Origin of the sequence: Pantoea leporis (assembly GCF_028048155.1) — a bacterium.
Classification (GTDB): domain Bacteria; phylum Pseudomonadota; class Gammaproteobacteria; order Enterobacterales; family Enterobacteriaceae; genus Pantoea; species Pantoea leporis.
Genome location: NZ_JALMEU010000010.1, coordinates 132,949 through 147,520, shown reverse-complemented (window position 1 = coordinate 147,520; position 14,572 = coordinate 132,949). Strand labels below are relative to the sequence as shown.

Below are 14,572 nucleotides of genomic sequence, written 5' to 3'. Positions count from 1 at the left end.
TATCGGGAAAATTTGAACGAGATAATGGATTTATTGCAATGAACGCAGCCGCTGCGCCGCGTCGGGATTGAGGCGAATCAGTGCTGCGCCAGCTTCCGATCGCAGCTGGTTTATCAAGGCTTTACGCCCGCTGAGACCGGCATGTTGCGCGGCATCGGTTAGCGTCTGTTTTTGCAGCAGGATGGCATTCAACAACGGTGAAGGAGACTGGCGCACCAGCCGCTGTAGCGCCGCGTAGCTGGCTTCGAACGGGCGCTGCGCCCAGGCAAAGCCGGCCAGCAGCGCCCAGTCATCCTCGTTTAGCTGCTGGCTGGCATCGCTTACCAGCGTTAACGGTAAATCTATAATCGCTTGCAGCCACAGCCAATCACGCGCCAGGCGCTGCGCTGCCTGCTGTTGTAGCACTTCACCTGCCGCAGAGATTGCCAGCAGCGCCATCGCGGCATAGCAGCCGCTGCTGGCTTCGCGCTGCGAGCCAATCCGCACCAGCGTAAAACCGCAGACGCGCCAGAAGCGCCACAAGGATTCGGTGTAGCCGAAACTCACCGAGAGATAATCACAATTCTGCGCCTGCTGACGTGCGGTGGCCACCAGCGCTTTGCCGATCCCACGCTGACGCTGTAACGCCTGCACCGCAATCCGGCTAATGCGCAGTGAGCGCAGCGTTGCCGCCTGCGCGAAACCGGCATGGGCCGCCAGCGATTGCGCCACCAGATTGCCACGCGGCCGACGATGACCGGCCCACACCGCGTCAGCCAATGACTGATCCAATCCGCCCTCTTCCACCAGCCACAACGCGCCGGTTACCTGTTCGGCTGCACCCGCCAACCAAAAACGCATGCCGGGCGCATCCAGCATGCGCCGTAAATCCAGTGGCGAAGTGCGATAGTGCGCACTGGCAAGCAGGCGATAGCCCGCTTCCAGCGCCGTTATGTTGTGTTCCGGCGTTGCCGGATAAATGGCGATCTCACCGCTTGCGCGGCTCTCCTGCGCATCTTCAAACAGCAACGCCTGGCTGAGCCATTGCTCCAGCGGATCGTTCGGCGACCAGCGCAACGGCTCGTCGAGCTGGAAGAGGCGCACATCCGGCAAGGTGGCGCAGAAGCGCAGCATAAAGCCGCGTCCGGTGCCTTCGTAACCTTGCACGGTGGTGATAAGCAGCACGCGCGGGAAACGTTGCACCAGCTGTTGCAGGATGGGCGCGGGAATGGCGGCCGCTTCATCGACAATCAGCCACTGCGCCTGAGGCGTCGCTTCCTGCGCGAGAACGGCATCGGGCGCCATGAAACTGAAATGCTCACCTGCAAACGCTGCCAGCACCGCCGTGGAGACTTTGGCCGGCGCCGTGACTAAACAGTGTTGATTGCGCTGCGCTAGCATGCCGGCCAACGCCGATTTGCCGCGACCGCGCGCGGCGGTGATCACTGCCACGCCCGGCGGCATCGCTTCAAGCTGTTCAAGGATTTGCATCTGCTGCTGCGGCGCCTGACAGCGCCAGTTGGGCAGATGCGTTTCCACAGGATAACGCACCGCTTGATGCTGACGTTGCAACATCACCTGCGCGTCTTGCCGCATCAGGGATTGCAGATGGTGGATAAAGTGCGGCGTGGCGATCGGTTCAGCGACATCCGCCCAGCGCAAGCTGTCGGCATCGGTTTGCCTGGGCCAGCTTTCCCAATCAGGCGTTAACAGCAATAACCAGCTGCCCGCGCGTAAGGTTCCGGCCAGTGCTGCAAAAGCTTCGGCGTGAAAACCGCGGCGGGCATCAAATATCGTATGCTGGAATTCACGCCCCAGCAAGGTGCGTAAAGCCGCGGGCGCAACGGCGTGCGGGAAATCGGCGCTGTCGCTCACCGTCAGCCAGTCGCCGGGCAGCGCGGTGTGCCAACCTGTGGCCTGCTGCTGCGCCCACTCCGCATCACCCGCTATCACGCAAAGGCGGCGAATGCCTGCACGCTGCATCGCCGCCGCTTGTTCAACCAGGGAGATCACTTGCTAGCGAAGGTGTTGCACTGGCCAGGATCGCCGCTATCGAAACCGCGTTTCAGCCAGGTGTAACGCTGCTGAGAGGTGCCATGGGTGAAGCTATCCGGCACTACGCGGCCCTGACCTTTCTGCTGCAGACGATCGTCGCCAATCGCTTCAGCTGCGTTGAGTGCTTCCTGCAGATCGCCCACTTCCAGAACGTTTTGCTGCTCCATGTAATGGCCCCAAACGCCGGCGAAGCAATCCGCCTGCAGCTCCATTTTCACCGACAGCTGATTCGCCTGCGCCTGGCTCGCGCCCTGCTGCATCTGACGCACTTTTGGCTCAATGCCCAGCAGCTTTTGAACGTGATGCCCCACTTCATGCGCAATCACGTAGCCTTGCGCAAAGTCGCCACCGGCACCGAGTTTGGTTTTCATGTCATCGTAGAATGACAAATCGATATACACGGTTTGATCGGCAGGACAGTAAAACGGCCCCATCGCCGATTGGCCAGTGCCGCAGTTGGTGCGCGTTGCCCCGCGATACATCACCAGCTTCGGCGGCACATACTGTTTGTTCATCTGCTGGAACAGCTTGCTCCAGGTATCTTCGGTGGTTGCCAGAATCACCGAGGTGAATTTGGCATCTTCGTTGCTCTGCGCGGTGTTTACCTGACGCTGCTGCGACGTTGGCGCGACACTGCCGCCGCCGCCTTCCAATAACGCGGTGAGGTCGTAGCCGTAATAGCCGGCAACAGCGACCACCACCAGCAAGATAAGGCCGCCTTTGCCGCGTGGAATGCGGATTTGCCGTCCCCCGCCGCCGCCAAGGCCAGGTGAATCATTGCGTCGATCTTCTACATTGTCGCTTTCACGACGCCCTTGCCAGCGCATGGTCTAACTCCTTTAAACATGTTTGGCATGATTTTAGTTGGCGGTAGCGGTAAGCACCAGTGTTGTAGTGACAGCACGGTAAGAATGAGAGAAACGGTGTGATAAAGGAGGAAGGAATTTGTAGGGGCGCGATTTATCGCGCAATGTCTGGAAGGTGCACCGACCGTAAAAGAGCGCGATAAATCGCGCCGCTACGGGCCGGTGCAAACAGGACTTAATCCAGCTTCACACCCAAACGCTGTGCAACTTCTTCGTACGCTTCAACCAAGCCGCCAAGGCTCTGACGGAAACGGTCTTTGTCCATTTTATCCATGGTGTTTTTGTCCCACAGACGCGCGCCATCTGGCGAGAACTCATCACCCAGCACCACTTCGCCGTTGAACAGACCAAACTCCAGCTTGAAGTCGACCAGGATCAAACCTGCGTCATCAAACAGTTTACTCAGCACATCATTGGCTTTGAAGGTCAGCTCTTGCATGCGTGCCAGATTCGCTTTGCTCACCCAGCCGAAGGTTTCGCAATAGGATTCGTTGACCATCGGGTCGTGTTTGGCGTCATCTTTCAGGAAGAGATCAAACAGCGGTGGATTGAGCACAATGCCCTCTTCCACACCCAGACGTTTTACCAGCGATCCTGCCGCTCGGTTGCGCACCACGCACTCCACCGGCACCATCTCCAGCTTTTTCACCAGCGCTTCGTTATCTGACAGCAGCGCTTCCATCTGGGTCGGAATGCCCGCTTCCTGCAATTTGGTCATGATGAAATGGTTAAACTTGTTGTTTACCATTCCTTTGCGATCAAACTGCTCGATTCGTGCACCGTCTCCTGCTGACGTATCGTTGCGGAATTCAAGTACCAGCAGATCCGGATTATCGGTGCTGTATACGGTTTTCGCTTTACCGCGATACAACTCAGCTCGCTTTTGCATCTTGTTAACTCCAAACATGAAAGAACCCGTGTTCAGCGGTGTTTCACCGCGCGCCGATTGCGTGACGCAATCGTTTACTTCGCCGGGCGCTATTATGCCAAATCCAAAACAAAAAGGCCGGAGAATCTCCGGCCCTTTGGCAATTTATTTCAGCGCACCTTGAATCACCTGCACCAGCGCGTCGTTCTGCGCCTGGGTTAGCACGTGACCTTTCGGATCGATGAACTGCAGACTGCTGCGGTTATCCAGATCGCCAACCTGCAACTTGTAATCGCCGTTGGGCAGTTCTGGATCTTTGGCGCCAATCTGATCCCACACGCCGCTGCCCGGCTGTTTGTAGGTCACTTTCAGGCTGCCCTGCGAACGGTTGTCATCCGTGATTTCCATGCCCACGCGTTTCAGCGCCGCTGGCAAACGCTGCCAGGTGACGTTAAACGGTGCGCGCAGAATCAACAGCGGTAAACCGGTGTCATCCGCGCCGCTCTGCACATCAATCTGTCCGGTGGCACGGTTGGCCGCCGCATCCTGGCTGGCAGAATCGACTTTATCCAGACCGGTGCTGATGTCGTTCAACATCTGGCCGGTATAGCGTTGAATCTGTGCCGGAGAAGTAACGGCTTGACCAGACTGCTGCAGTTCCAGCAAACGTACGGTCAGCACTTGCTGATAGCTCTGATTCTGCACGCTGATCTGATAGCGACCGCGATACTGGTTATCTTCGTCAGCACGGTTCCACTGCACCCAATCGGTGGTCAGCTGTTGCGAAGCGTCATCACGCTGGGCAATCGGGAACTTGTAAGACTGAATCACACCCACAACCTGCGACCAGATAGAACCGCGGCTGCTTTCCACGGCCAGCACGCCCGTGTTACCGGTGAACTGCGCACGCGTGCCGTTCAGCAGCGCCAGCGGCTGGGCTGGCGGACGAATATCCAGCTCTTTACCAATCGCGCCTTTCGCCACGCTGTGCGGAACATCGTAATCCCCATTCTGCAACGGCAGAATCATGCCCGCGGGGGCTTTTAAATCATGCAGCTCAGGCGCCTGCAGGTAAGATTCATCCCCGCTGACCTGGCGCTTATAACGCTGATCGTTGGAACACGCTGTGAGCAGCATCAGGGTGGAAAGGCCCACTACCGTTGCCAGCGTCGAGCGCTTAACTGAATAACTCATTGATTCTCCCTAAATTATCGCAGACCCGCTTTAATCAACGCTTGCGCCGTTTTCGTCTGACCAGCTTCGGTCAGTGGCGTCATTGGCAAGCGCAGCGTGTCATCCGCGATTAATCCTAGCTGTTTTGCTGCCCATTTCACCGGGATTGGATTGGGTTCACAGAAAAGCGTCTGGTGCAGGTGCATCAGACGCTGATTCAGGCGACGCGCTTCGGCGAATTTGCCCTGTTGCGCTAAGGCACAGAGTTCAACCATTTCACGCGCTGCAATGTTAGCCGTGACCGAAATTACGCCTTTGCCGCCCAGTTGCATGGAGTCCAGCGCCGTAGCGTCATCGCCGCTGACGATGATGAACTCATCATTAACCAGCTCTTGGATCTGTGAGACACGCGATAAGTTCCCGGTGGCCTCTTTGATTCCGATAATATTTTTAATTTCGGCCAGACGCGCGACGGTTTCCGGCAGCATGTCGCAACCGGTACGCGAAGGAACGTTATACAGCATCTGCGGCAGATCGGTACTTTCCGCAATAGCTTTAAAGTGCTGGAACAGACCTTCCTGCGTCGGACGGTTGTAATAAGGCGTGACCGTTAAACAGCCCACCACACCGCTGCCGGTAAAGCGTTTGGTCAGAGAGATGCCTTCAGCCGTGGCATTTGCGCCGGTGCCGGCGATAACCGGAATACGGCCATCCGCCAGTTCCAGGGTTTGCATAACCACATCACCGTGCTCGTCATGACTGAGCGTGGCAGATTCGCCGGTGGTGCCAACAGAAACAATCGCCGCGGTGCCGCTGGCAACATGATAATCAATCAGTTTTTTCAAACTTTCGCGGCAGACATTACCTTTTTCATTCATTGGCGTAATGAGCGCAACAATACTTCCGGTGAACATGGGCTATCCCCTCGACAAACAAGTGCCTCATGTTACGTTTTACATTGAAAGAAAAGCAAGCGAGCCACGCCATTCCCGCGCTTGTCAGCAGTTTTTTTTATGTTTACCTTATAGTTATTAGCGAACGTACAGGAAATGCCATTTTGTCGCAGTCACAGCCTCACCATCTGGTGATCACCGCACTGGGCGTTGATCGTCCGGGTATCGTCAATACCATTACCCGTCACGTTAGCAGCTGCGGCTGCAATATCGAGGACAGCCGTTTAGCGATGCTGGGCGATGAGTTCACTTTTATTATGCTGCTGTCCGGTAGCTGGAACGCGATCACCCTGATTGAATCGACGCTGCCGATGAAAGGTGCCGAGCTGGAGTTGCTGATTGTAATGAAGCGCACCAATGCGCGCGCCACGCCACCGATGCCCGCCACCGTGTGGGTGCAGATTGAAGTGCCGGATTCACCGCATATCATTGAGCGCTTCACCGATCTGTTCGATAAACATCAGATGAACATTGCCGAACTGGTGTCCAGAATTAAACCGGCGCAGGATGGCGTGGCACCGACGCTCTATATTCAAATAACGGCGCACAGCCCGGCCAATCAATTCAGTGCGCCCATCGAGCAGGCTTTCAATCAGCTGTGCGAAGAACTGCATGCACAAGGCTCAATTCGTCTTTATAGTGTCACCGACGATGCTAATAGCACCGTTTAATCAGGCTCCGGGTTATTTCGCCACACACTCTGCCGCTGCGGCAAACCGTGTGGTGAAATAACCCTGACGGTAAACACCACCTGGCACTTTTGCTCTTGATGGTGTATTACCCACAGCATGTAAAAAAATGGAGAGTTGTGATGAATCCACTGAAAGCCGGTGATACCGCACCGAAATTTAGTTTGCCCGATCAGGACGGCGAACAAGTAAATTTGGCCGACTTCCAGGGACAGCGCGTTCTGGTCTATTTCTATCCGAAAGCCATGACGCCGGGTTGCACCGTGCAGGCTTGCGGTCTGCGCGATAACATGGATGAGTTGAAAACTGAAGGCGTTGTTGTGCTGGGTATCAGCACCGACAAAGCGGAGAAGCTGTCACGCTTTGCCGATAAAGAGCTGCTGAACTTCACGCTGTTATCGGATGAAGATCATCAGGTGTGCGAGCAGTTTGGCGTCTGGGGCGAGAAAACCTTTATGGGCAAAACCTATGACGGCATTCACCGCATCAGCTTCCTGATTGATGCCAACGGCAAAGTTGAGAAAGTGTTCGACGATTTCAAAACCTCCAATCACCACGACATCGTGCTGGATTATCTGAAGTCAGCCTGAGGTAAACGGGTGCGCAGGCCGCACCCGGAGCGTTAATGCGTAATGCTGCTGACCAACGCATCCTGACCGGAAATCATCACGCAGTTGCGTCCGGCATTTTTCGCCTGATAAAGCGCGGCATCGGCCTGCTTGAGGCTCTGCTCCTGCGAACCACTTTCCGGCTGCCAGTCGGCAATGCCCACCGACAGCGTGACATTGCCAACCTGATCAATCCAGTTTTCTGCAATGCTGATGCGCACGCGCTCGGCCAGAATGCGTGCGTCTTCCACCGACGTCGCAGGCAGCAACATCAGGAACTCTTCCCCGCCGTTACGGCACACCACATCGGTTTGACGGGCGCTGCTGCGTAAGGTTCGCGCCACATGTTTAATCACCTCATCGCCAACGTCATGACCGAAGGTATCGTTGACCCGTTTGAAGTGATCGATATCCAGCGCCAGCACCGAGAACGGTTGGCGCATGGTGGCGAAGTAGTCGAGCACCGCGCTCAGGCCACGCCGGTTAAGCAGATTGGTCATGGGATCGCTCTGCACTTCCGATTTCAGGCGACCAATCTTATCCTGCACTAAACCAATACCGGTGAGCAGCGCGCGTTTGACCTGCGCCGCTTCGAAATACCAGGCGCGAATGCCGCCAATCTCGTTCGACACGCCCTGGGAATCCATCTGGCTGGCTTTGCGCGCCAGTTGCCACAGCGGCAGCGCAATCAGACGCGCCAGAATCACCGCCACCAGCAAGGTCAGCAGCGCAAATGGCACCGAGTTTTTCAACACTTTCAGCAGCAAGCCGGTGAGCGGCGCCAGCGTCACATCGGTGGGTTTCAACGCCACCACCATCCAGCCGGTGGTGGGCACGATGGCGTAACCGGCCAGCTTAGGCACGTTCTCTTCCGTCAGTTGCACTTCACCGTTGGTTTTCTCCTCGCGTTGGCGATCGCTAACGATGCCCGGCACGCTTTTACCAATCAGCTGGGTATTCTGGTGGTACAGCACCTGATTATTGCGATCCAGCACGTAAACATGCGTGCCATCGCGATAGAACTGCTCGCCGAGCAGCGCGTTGAGGATGCTTTTCTTCTTCAGATAGATGGTGCCGCCGACGTAGCCAAGGTAACGTCCGTCTTTGCTCCAGATCGGCCAGGAGACAAACACAATCAGATTATTGGCGGCGGAGATGCTGGGTTTGCTGACCATCGGCTGACGCTGCGCCAGCGCTTCACGCGAAGCCTGGCTGGTGAGCTGCATGCCTTTCAGCATCAGCGATTCGGGTGAAATGGCTTTCACGATGCCGTTGCTGTCCACCACCGCCACCGAGTTAAAGCTATTAGTTTGCTCACGCAGGCGATTGACTTCCTGCTGCGCCAAATCGGCATCATCAAAATCATTGCCCAGCTGCGTCGCGCTGTAGTGCAGCTGCGACTGAGCCAGCTGAAAGAAGACCTCCGTCGTCGCCGCCAGTTTAGTGGCGTAAGCGCGATTGGCTTCGAGGGTGCTTTCGATCAGGACCATACGTTGTACGCGCCAGGTGGCGTACAGCGTGTTGGCAAGTGTGATGACGATGCTGGTGATCGCCAACAGCGCGATCAGCGTGCGCAGGTCAGTTTTTGGCCGCAGGCGCGTTAGCATAGCGCACCGACCTTAGTGAATAGATTCATCGATATGTGTGCCTGACAGTCTTGTTATAGTTGGATGCACTTGCCCTGGTGAGCTAACGGGCGATTGTACACCCACAACGCAAATTGAGCACGAAGCATCCTGTCAGCCACACACAATTCTTTCTCTACGCTGGCGCTAATCGATCAAACCGTTGGCATCGTAAAACGGCCACGGACCGGGATAATCGCCGATAGCACACAAATGCGTGCTCATGCCCTGCTGCGCATGCCAGCGATGCAGCAGAAAACCGGGCGGCTCCAGCACAAAATTCGCCGGTGCATTTTCCGCGAGATCAAACGCCACCTGATGCGATACACCCGGCGCCACGCACGCCAGCGTACCGGCAAAACGCGCCTGCACCGAGCGGTGCAGATGACCGCTCAGCACGCGTTCCACCTGTGGATGGCGCTGGATAATCGCCGCCAGCGCCGCCGGATTGCGCAGCGGCTGGTTATCCATATGTTCGATGCCGCAAAGAAACGGCGGATGATGCAGCATCACCAGCGTCGGCAACTGCGGCTGGCGCTGCAACTGCTCATCAAGCCAGTGCAGCTGCGCTTCATCCACATAGCCCCACGGCTGCTGCGGCACGCTGGAATCGAGCGCCAGCAGCTGCACGCCTTTCACCTGCATCTGCCAGTTCAGGGTTGCTCCGTGCTGCAGATAGTGATGATCCGGAAACGCCGCACGCAGCGCCTGGCGATCGTCGTGGTTGCCCGCCATCAGCAGAAACGGCAGCTGCAGCTGACGCAGCGCCTGCTTTAACGTTTGATACTCTGCCGCGGTGCCGAAATCGACCAGATCGCCGGTCATCACCACCATGTCGGGGCGCGGCGCAAGGCGGTTTAGCGTCTCAATCACCCGCAGTAGCGCGGCTTGAGTGTCGACTTTTTTGTAGGATAAACGGCCGTTGGCCTTGATGTGTAAATCGCTGATTTGCGCGATGAGCGTCATTGCTTCAGACACGAATTTTTTCCTTTGGATGTTTAAGCGCGGCGGTCGCCATTTATGGCAATCGGGCCAATTAAGAAAACTGCAGCGCGGCGTCCTGCGCCAACGTCCAGCTCACCGCTTGTCCGGCATGCCAGGCTTCACGCGCGTGGCGATCCACCTGAATGGGCGTCGCCAGCCCGATGTCGATCATCAACCGCTGCGACGCGCCCAGAAAGGTGCTGGCAACAATAAAACCCTGGCGCGGATAACGCTCATCGCTGGCCAGCAGCACATCTTCCGGGCGGCAAAAGCGCTGCGGATGGCCGCGCGTATCCACATCTACGCAGTTAATCGCACCCACAAAATCGGCGACAAATTTTGACGCCGGATGCTGATAAATTTTCTGCGGCGTATCGATCTGCACCAAACGTCCCTGCTCCATCACCGCAATACGGTCGCCGAGCGCCATCGCTTCCTGCTGATCGTGCGTCACGTAAACGGCGGTGATCGCCAGCTTCTTCAGTAGCGCGCCGATCTCCAGACGCAGACGATCGCGCAGGCGCGCATCCAGCGCCGCCAGCGGCTCATCAAACAGCAGCACTTTGGGCCGCGCGGCTAACGCGCGCGCCAGCGCCACACGCTGCTTCTGGCCGCCGGAGAGTTTGTCGATGCTACGCTGCGCCAGCGCGGTGAGATCCACCAGCGCCAGCATCTCCTGTACGCGCGCTTCCCGTTCGGCACGCGCCACGCCCTGCACTTTCAGGCCGTACGCTACGTTTCCCGCCACATTGAGATTCGGAAACAGCGCGTAGTTCTGGAACACCATGCCGACGTTGCGTTTTTCAATCGGTAAGGCGGTAACGTTGCGATCGTCAAACCACACTTCGCCGCCGACATCGCAGCTCTCCAGCCCGCTGATAATGCGCAGCGTGGTGGTTTTGCCGCAGCCGGACGGCCCCAGCAGCACCAGCGTTTCGCCGGCATGCACTGTGAGATCGAGCGGTTGCAGTGCCTGATGATGATTAAAATGACGTGCGCAGCCGCGCAGCGTCACGGTAACGGCCGCAGGGTTCATGCTGCCTCCTTGTGTTGGCGCGAAACCGCGCGGTTAAGCCAGTGATTCACGGCATTGAGCATCAACAGCAGCGGCAGAATCATCAGAATGAAAATCAGCGTGTAGGCGGAACCCACTTCCAGCCGCATTGAGGCATAGCTGTCGGCAAGGCCAACCGGCAAGGTTTTGGTCAGCGGCGTGTGCAGCATCCATGTAATGTTGAATTCCCCCACCGACAGCGTGATCACCATAAACGCGCCAGCAAGAATGCCGTTGCGGCAGTTCGGCACCACCACGGTAAAGAAGCGCTGCCACAAGCTGGCGCCGAGGCTGGCCGATGCTTCTTCCAGGCGCGGCATATCCACCGCCTGCATCACCGCCAGCACCGGCCGCATCATAAACGGCAAGGTAAACAGCACGTGACCAATCAGGATGAACAGCCAGCTATCACGCAGGCCGGAAAACTGGCCGTAGAGCAGAATGATGCCAAGCGCGGTTGCCAGACCGGGCAGCGCCACCGGCAGCATCAAGCACTCTTCAATACGCTCCGCCCAGCGGCCCGGCGCTTTCAGCAATCCCCACGCAGCGGGAACGCCAATCACCAAGGTAACCAGCAGGCAGAACAGCGCGATCAGCAGCGACAGCCAGAAAGTATCGGCGTACATCTGCCACACTTGCTCCACCCACTTCAGCGTGAAGCCGCTGCGCAGGCCGATGAAATAGTTATTGGTGACGCCCGCCAGCATTGACAGCACCACCGGCACGATCATAAACAGCGCGGTGATGGCGGTGATCAGCAGTTGCAGGCTAAACAGTCCACGACGTTTCATGATTGCGCCTCCTTAGCCTGCGCCAGACGGCGCGCCAGCATCAGTGCCAGCCAGGCGAATCCACCCATCAACACTGACAGCGCGGCGGCGGTGGCGAAGTTGGCGTAGTTGGTGAACTCGCCGTAAATGGTCAGCGGTAGCACCGCCAAATCGGTGCCGAGCGTAAAGGCGGTGCCAAAAGCGCCCATGCTGGTGGCGAAGCACAGCGCGCCGCTAGAGAGCAGCGCCGGTTGCAGGCCGGGCACAATCACATCCCAGGTGATGCGCCACTGGCTGGCGCCGAGCGAACGTGCTGCTTCTTCCAGCGAGCGATCGAGTTTTTCACTGGCTGCTACCAGCGTGACGATGGCGCGCGGCAGCGAGAAATAGAGGTAACCGATAAACAGACCCGCCAGCGAATAGGCCAGCGTCCAGCGCTCATGCAGCAAACTCATACTGATTTGCGCCAGCAATCCCTGACGTCCAGCCAGCATCACCACCAGAAAACCCACCACCACGCCGGGAAACGCCAGCGGAAAGGTCAGCAACGCCAGCAAGGTGCCGCGCCCGGTAAAGCGCTGGCGTGCCAGAAAGCAGCCGACGATAGCGGCGATGAGTAACGTCACCAGCGTCACCGCCAGCGACAGCAGCACGGTGTTCAGCAGGCTCAGCAGATAGTGCGGCTGCGTGATCACCGTCCAGTAACCGCTGTGCTGGGTGCTGCGATCGTCCTGCATGCCGATTTGCAGCAGGCGGGCAAACGGCAGCAGCCAGAAAGCGCAAAAGAACAGCAGCGCGGGCAGCGTCAGCCACAACCAGCGGCTGCTCGGTTGCGTAGGTATCTGGCGGCGCGAGGCCGCCAGCGTGTCAGCCATCGACATTAACGCATCTCGCTCAGGTATGTCGCCGAGAAGGCCTTCTGCGCATCGGCCATCTGCTGATAGTTCACGGTTTGCGCACGCGCATAATCGCTGTCTGGCAGGAAGAATTTCTTAGCGTCAGCGGACACCGCCGAGGTGCGTACCGGACGCAGGAAGGCATTCGCCCAAATCGCCTGACCTTTATCCGACAACACGTAGTCGATCACTTTCTTGCCGTTGTCTGCGTGCGGCGCGTTCTTCACCAGGCTGATGACATACGGCACCGTAACCGTGCCCTCTTTCGGGATCACAAAGGCGACATTGGCGTGATCTTTATATTTGGCGCGGTAGGCGTTGAAGTCGTAGTCGAGCAGGATCGGAATCTCACCGGAGATCAGGCGCGCGTAGGCGGTCTGCTTCGGTACGATCGGCTGGTTAGCCTGGAGTTTTTTGAACCATGTCAGCGCGGGTGTGAAGTCCTGCATGTTGCCGCCCTTAGCCTGGTTGACCGCCACGGCCGCCACGTAACCGACAAAGGCGCTAGCCGGATCGAGGTAGCCAATCATGCCTTTGTATTCAGGCTTCAGCAGATCGTCCCAGGATTGCGGCACCGGCGCGCCGCCCAGCGCATCAAGGTTAACCATAAAGCCCATGGTGCCGGAGTGCAGCGCCACCCACTTGCCGTTAGGATCTTTCATTCCGGCTGGGATCTCGTCCCAATGCGCGGGCTTATAGGCGCTGATGACACCGGCGCTATCCGCCTGGATACCAAAACTGACGCCGTAATACACCACATCTGCCACCGGATTACCCTGCTCCGCCACTAGCTGCGCCAGCGCCTGGCCGGAGTTTTTGTTGTCCTGCGGCACCTGAATGCCAGTGTCTTTAGCAATGGCGTTAAGCTGGGTTCCCCAGTCCGCCCATTCGGGAGGACAGTTGTAGCAAATCGCCGTATCGGCGGCCTGCGCCAGCGAACTGAACAGCGAACCGGCGGTCAGTGCGAGCGCCCCGGCAATCATTGTGACTTTTTTCATGATGGTTCCCTGATATTGGCAATGGAAGAAAAAGAGGTTGCTGGCGCGGCGATACTGGCGCCGAGCCTTAATCGATGTGGCAGCACGCGCGTGCCGCGGCTGGCTTGTTGTAACAGCATGTCGATCGCCCCGGCGCCGAGCATGTCAGCTGGCTGGCTTACGCTCGCCAGCGACGGCGCGATGTGCTCGCCGATATCGATGCCATCAAAACCCATCACCGACAGCTGCTGCGGAATGCGCACTCCGGCGCGCACCGCCGCACCAATCAGGCTGATGGCGAGCAGATCGTTGGTGCAGATCACCGCGCTGAGCGGCGTGTCGCCACTCAGCTGCGGCTGCAGCAGCGCGAAATCAGATTGGGTATGGCTGGGCATTTCGAGTACCGGCAGCGCGCGCAATCCGGCCTGCTGCATGGCATCGCAATAGCCCTGATAGCGCAGACGGGCGCGATCCGATTGCAGCATGGGACCGGCCACCATACCGATGTGACGATGGCCGAGCTGCAGCAGGTGTTCGGTGGCTTGCTGCATCGCCTGGCGGTTATCGACGCAAATTGCGGGCCAGTGCGTGGCTTGCGGCACGTTATGCGTCAGGACAAACGGCATGCTGGCTTGATGCAGCGTATGCAGGATGGCGCTGTTGTCGGCGTCGGCGACGGTAAGAACCAAACCGGCAACGCGCTGGTTCAGCATGTGCTCCACCATCGCCGCTTCCCGCTCGGGCTGATAATCGCTGGTTGCCACCAGCAGACCGTAACCGGCGGCACGCGCCTGACGCTCCATCGCTTGCAGTTGACGGGCGAAAATCGGATTCAGCAGCGACGGCAGCAGCACGCCGAAGGTGGTTGAACTTTGGGTACGCAGTTGGCGAGCAATGTGATTGGGGCGAAAGCCGAGCTGCTCAGAGGCGCTCAACACCTTTTCCAGCGTGTCAGCTCGCAGCAGATGCGGATCAGAGAATGCGCGGGCGGCGGTAGCGCGAGAAACGCCAGCCAGTTTGGCCACGCTGATTAAATCGGACATGTTCGCCTCGTAAAGTGCCAATGAGATCGATC

At 58.0% G+C, this 14,572-nt stretch carries 14 protein-coding genes; 2 read left to right on the top strand and 12 right to left on the bottom strand.

Features of this window, described 5'->3' with window-relative positions; translation table 11 throughout:
- Positions 1 to 30: 30 nt before the first annotated feature.
- The 5 genes from MWH02_RS20150 to dapA all read right to left on the bottom strand — a co-directional run bounded on the left by MWH02_RS20150 (position 31) and on the right by dapA (position 5,855).
- Positions 31 to 1,989 (bottom strand): tRNA(Met) cytidine acetyltransferase TmcA, encoded by a 1,959-nt coding sequence (locus tag MWH02_RS20150; RefSeq protein WP_439652376.1) that lies wholly within the window; start codon positions 1,987 to 1,989, stop codon positions 31 to 33.
- Positions 1,989 to 2,861, bottom strand: coding sequence for a KPN_02809 family neutral zinc metallopeptidase (gene ypfJ, locus MWH02_RS20145; RefSeq protein WP_192233053.1), 873 nt, complete (start codon positions 2,859 to 2,861; stop codon positions 1,989 to 1,991). The genes MWH02_RS20150 and ypfJ overlap by 1 nt, the downstream gene beginning before the upstream one ends.
- 214 nt (positions 2,862 to 3,075) lie before the next feature.
- On the bottom strand, positions 3,076 to 3,789 hold the full coding sequence (gene purC, locus MWH02_RS20140) for a phosphoribosylaminoimidazolesuccinocarboxamide synthase (RefSeq protein ID WP_007884822.1): 714 nt from the start codon (positions 3,787 to 3,789) through the stop codon (positions 3,076 to 3,078).
- 144 nt (positions 3,790 to 3,933) lie between these two features.
- Positions 3,934 to 4,962, bottom strand: coding sequence for an outer membrane protein assembly factor BamC (gene bamC, locus MWH02_RS20135; RefSeq protein ID WP_271461312.1), 1,029 nt, complete (start codon positions 4,960 to 4,962; stop codon positions 3,934 to 3,936).
- 14 nt (positions 4,963 to 4,976) lie between these two features.
- On the bottom strand, positions 4,977 to 5,855 hold the full coding sequence (dapA, locus tag MWH02_RS20130; RefSeq protein WP_101763525.1) for a 4-hydroxy-tetrahydrodipicolinate synthase: 879 nt from the start codon (positions 5,853 to 5,855) through the stop codon (positions 4,977 to 4,979).
- A gap of 143 nt (positions 5,856 to 5,998) precedes the next feature.
- On the opposite strand from dapA, the gene MWH02_RS20125 reads away from it, so the two are divergent.
- Both MWH02_RS20125 and bcp read left to right on the top strand, forming a co-directional pair.
- Positions 5,999 to 6,565: a glycine cleavage system transcriptional repressor gene (locus MWH02_RS20125; protein WP_101763524.1), complete on the top strand. Its 567-nt coding sequence runs from the start codon at positions 5,999 to 6,001 to the stop codon at positions 6,563 to 6,565.
- Between the two features lie 140 nt (positions 6,566 to 6,705).
- Complete coding sequence (bcp, locus tag MWH02_RS20120) at positions 6,706 to 7,173, top strand: thioredoxin-dependent thiol peroxidase (RefSeq protein ID WP_101763523.1); 468 nt, start codon at positions 6,706 to 6,708, stop codon at positions 7,171 to 7,173.
- A 32-nt stretch (positions 7,174 to 7,205) separates the two neighbouring features.
- On the opposite strand, the gene MWH02_RS20115 is transcribed toward bcp, so the two are convergent.
- The 7 genes from MWH02_RS20115 to MWH02_RS20085 all read right to left on the bottom strand — a co-directional run bounded on the left by MWH02_RS20115 (position 7,206) and on the right by MWH02_RS20085 (position 14,540).
- Positions 7,206 to 8,798, bottom strand: a complete 1,593-nt coding sequence (locus tag MWH02_RS20115; protein ID WP_101763522.1) for a sensor domain-containing diguanylate cyclase — start codon at positions 8,796 to 8,798, stop codon at positions 7,206 to 7,208.
- A 165-nt stretch (positions 8,799 to 8,963) separates the two neighbouring features.
- Positions 8,964 to 9,782, bottom strand: a complete 819-nt coding sequence (locus tag MWH02_RS20110; protein ID WP_254633554.1) for a phosphodiesterase — start codon at positions 9,780 to 9,782, stop codon at positions 8,964 to 8,966.
- Positions 9,783 to 9,852: 70 nt separating this feature from the next.
- Complete coding sequence (locus MWH02_RS20105; RefSeq protein ID WP_110866491.1) at positions 9,853 to 10,836, bottom strand: ABC transporter ATP-binding protein; 984 nt, start codon at positions 10,834 to 10,836, stop codon at positions 9,853 to 9,855.
- Positions 10,833 to 11,645, bottom strand: coding sequence for an ABC transporter permease (locus MWH02_RS20100; protein ID WP_271461311.1), 813 nt, complete (start codon positions 11,643 to 11,645; stop codon positions 10,833 to 10,835). The genes MWH02_RS20105 and MWH02_RS20100 overlap by 4 nt, the downstream gene beginning before the upstream one ends.
- Positions 11,642 to 12,505: an ABC transporter permease gene (locus MWH02_RS20095; protein ID WP_271461310.1), complete on the bottom strand. Its 864-nt coding sequence runs from the start codon at positions 12,503 to 12,505 to the stop codon at positions 11,642 to 11,644. Before MWH02_RS20095 ends, MWH02_RS20100 begins: the two co-directional genes overlap by 4 nt.
- The gene (locus MWH02_RS20090) at positions 12,505 to 13,518 is read right to left on the bottom strand and encodes an ABC transporter substrate-binding protein (RefSeq protein WP_271461309.1); all 1,014 of its coding nucleotides are present in this window, start codon (positions 13,516 to 13,518) and stop codon (positions 12,505 to 12,507) included. Before MWH02_RS20090 ends, MWH02_RS20095 begins: the two co-directional genes overlap by 1 nt.
- Positions 13,515 to 14,540: a substrate-binding domain-containing protein gene (locus MWH02_RS20085; protein ID WP_271461308.1), complete on the bottom strand. Its 1,026-nt coding sequence runs from the start codon at positions 14,538 to 14,540 to the stop codon at positions 13,515 to 13,517. Before MWH02_RS20085 ends, MWH02_RS20090 begins: the two co-directional genes overlap by 4 nt.
- Between the last annotated feature and the right edge of the window lie 32 nt (positions 14,541 to 14,572).

Bases quoted from the DNA above. Each gene is read 5' to 3' on its own strand.
- ypfJ (WP_192233053.1), bottom strand. From the start codon at position 2,861: ATGCGCTGGCAAGGGCGTCGTGAAAGCGACAATGTAGAAGATCGACGC.
- purC (WP_007884822.1), bottom strand. From the start codon at position 3,789: ATGCAAAAGCGAGCTGAGTTGTATCGCGGTAAAGCGAAAACCGTATAC.
- bamC (WP_271461312.1), bottom strand. From the start codon at position 4,962: ATGAGTTATTCAGTTAAGCGCTCGACGCTGGCAACGGTAGTGGGCCTT.
- dapA (WP_101763525.1), bottom strand. From the start codon at position 5,855: ATGTTCACCGGAAGTATTGTTGCGCTCATTACGCCAATGAATGAAAAA.
- bcp (WP_101763523.1), top strand. From the start codon at position 6,706: ATGAATCCACTGAAAGCCGGTGATACCGCACCGAAATTTAGTTTGCCC.
- MWH02_RS20115 (WP_101763522.1), bottom strand. From the start codon at position 8,798: ATGCTAACGCGCCTGCGGCCAAAAACTGACCTGCGCACGCTGATCGCG.
- MWH02_RS20110 (WP_254633554.1), bottom strand. From the start codon at position 9,782: ATGACGCTCATCGCGCAAATCAGCGATTTACACATCAAGGCCAACGGC.
- MWH02_RS20105 (WP_110866491.1), bottom strand. From the start codon at position 10,836: ATGAACCCTGCGGCCGTTACCGTGACGCTGCGCGGCTGCGCACGTCAT.
- MWH02_RS20100 (WP_271461311.1), bottom strand. From the start codon at position 11,645: ATGAAACGTCGTGGACTGTTTAGCCTGCAACTGCTGATCACCGCCATC.
- MWH02_RS20095 (WP_271461310.1), bottom strand. From the start codon at position 12,505: ATGTCGATGGCTGACACGCTGGCGGCCTCGCGCCGCCAGATACCTACG.
- MWH02_RS20090 (WP_271461309.1), bottom strand. From the start codon at position 13,518: ATGAAAAAAGTCACAATGATTGCCGGGGCGCTCGCACTGACCGCCGGT.
- MWH02_RS20085 (WP_271461308.1), bottom strand. From the start codon at position 14,540: ATGTCCGATTTAATCAGCGTGGCCAAACTGGCTGGCGTTTCTCGCGCT.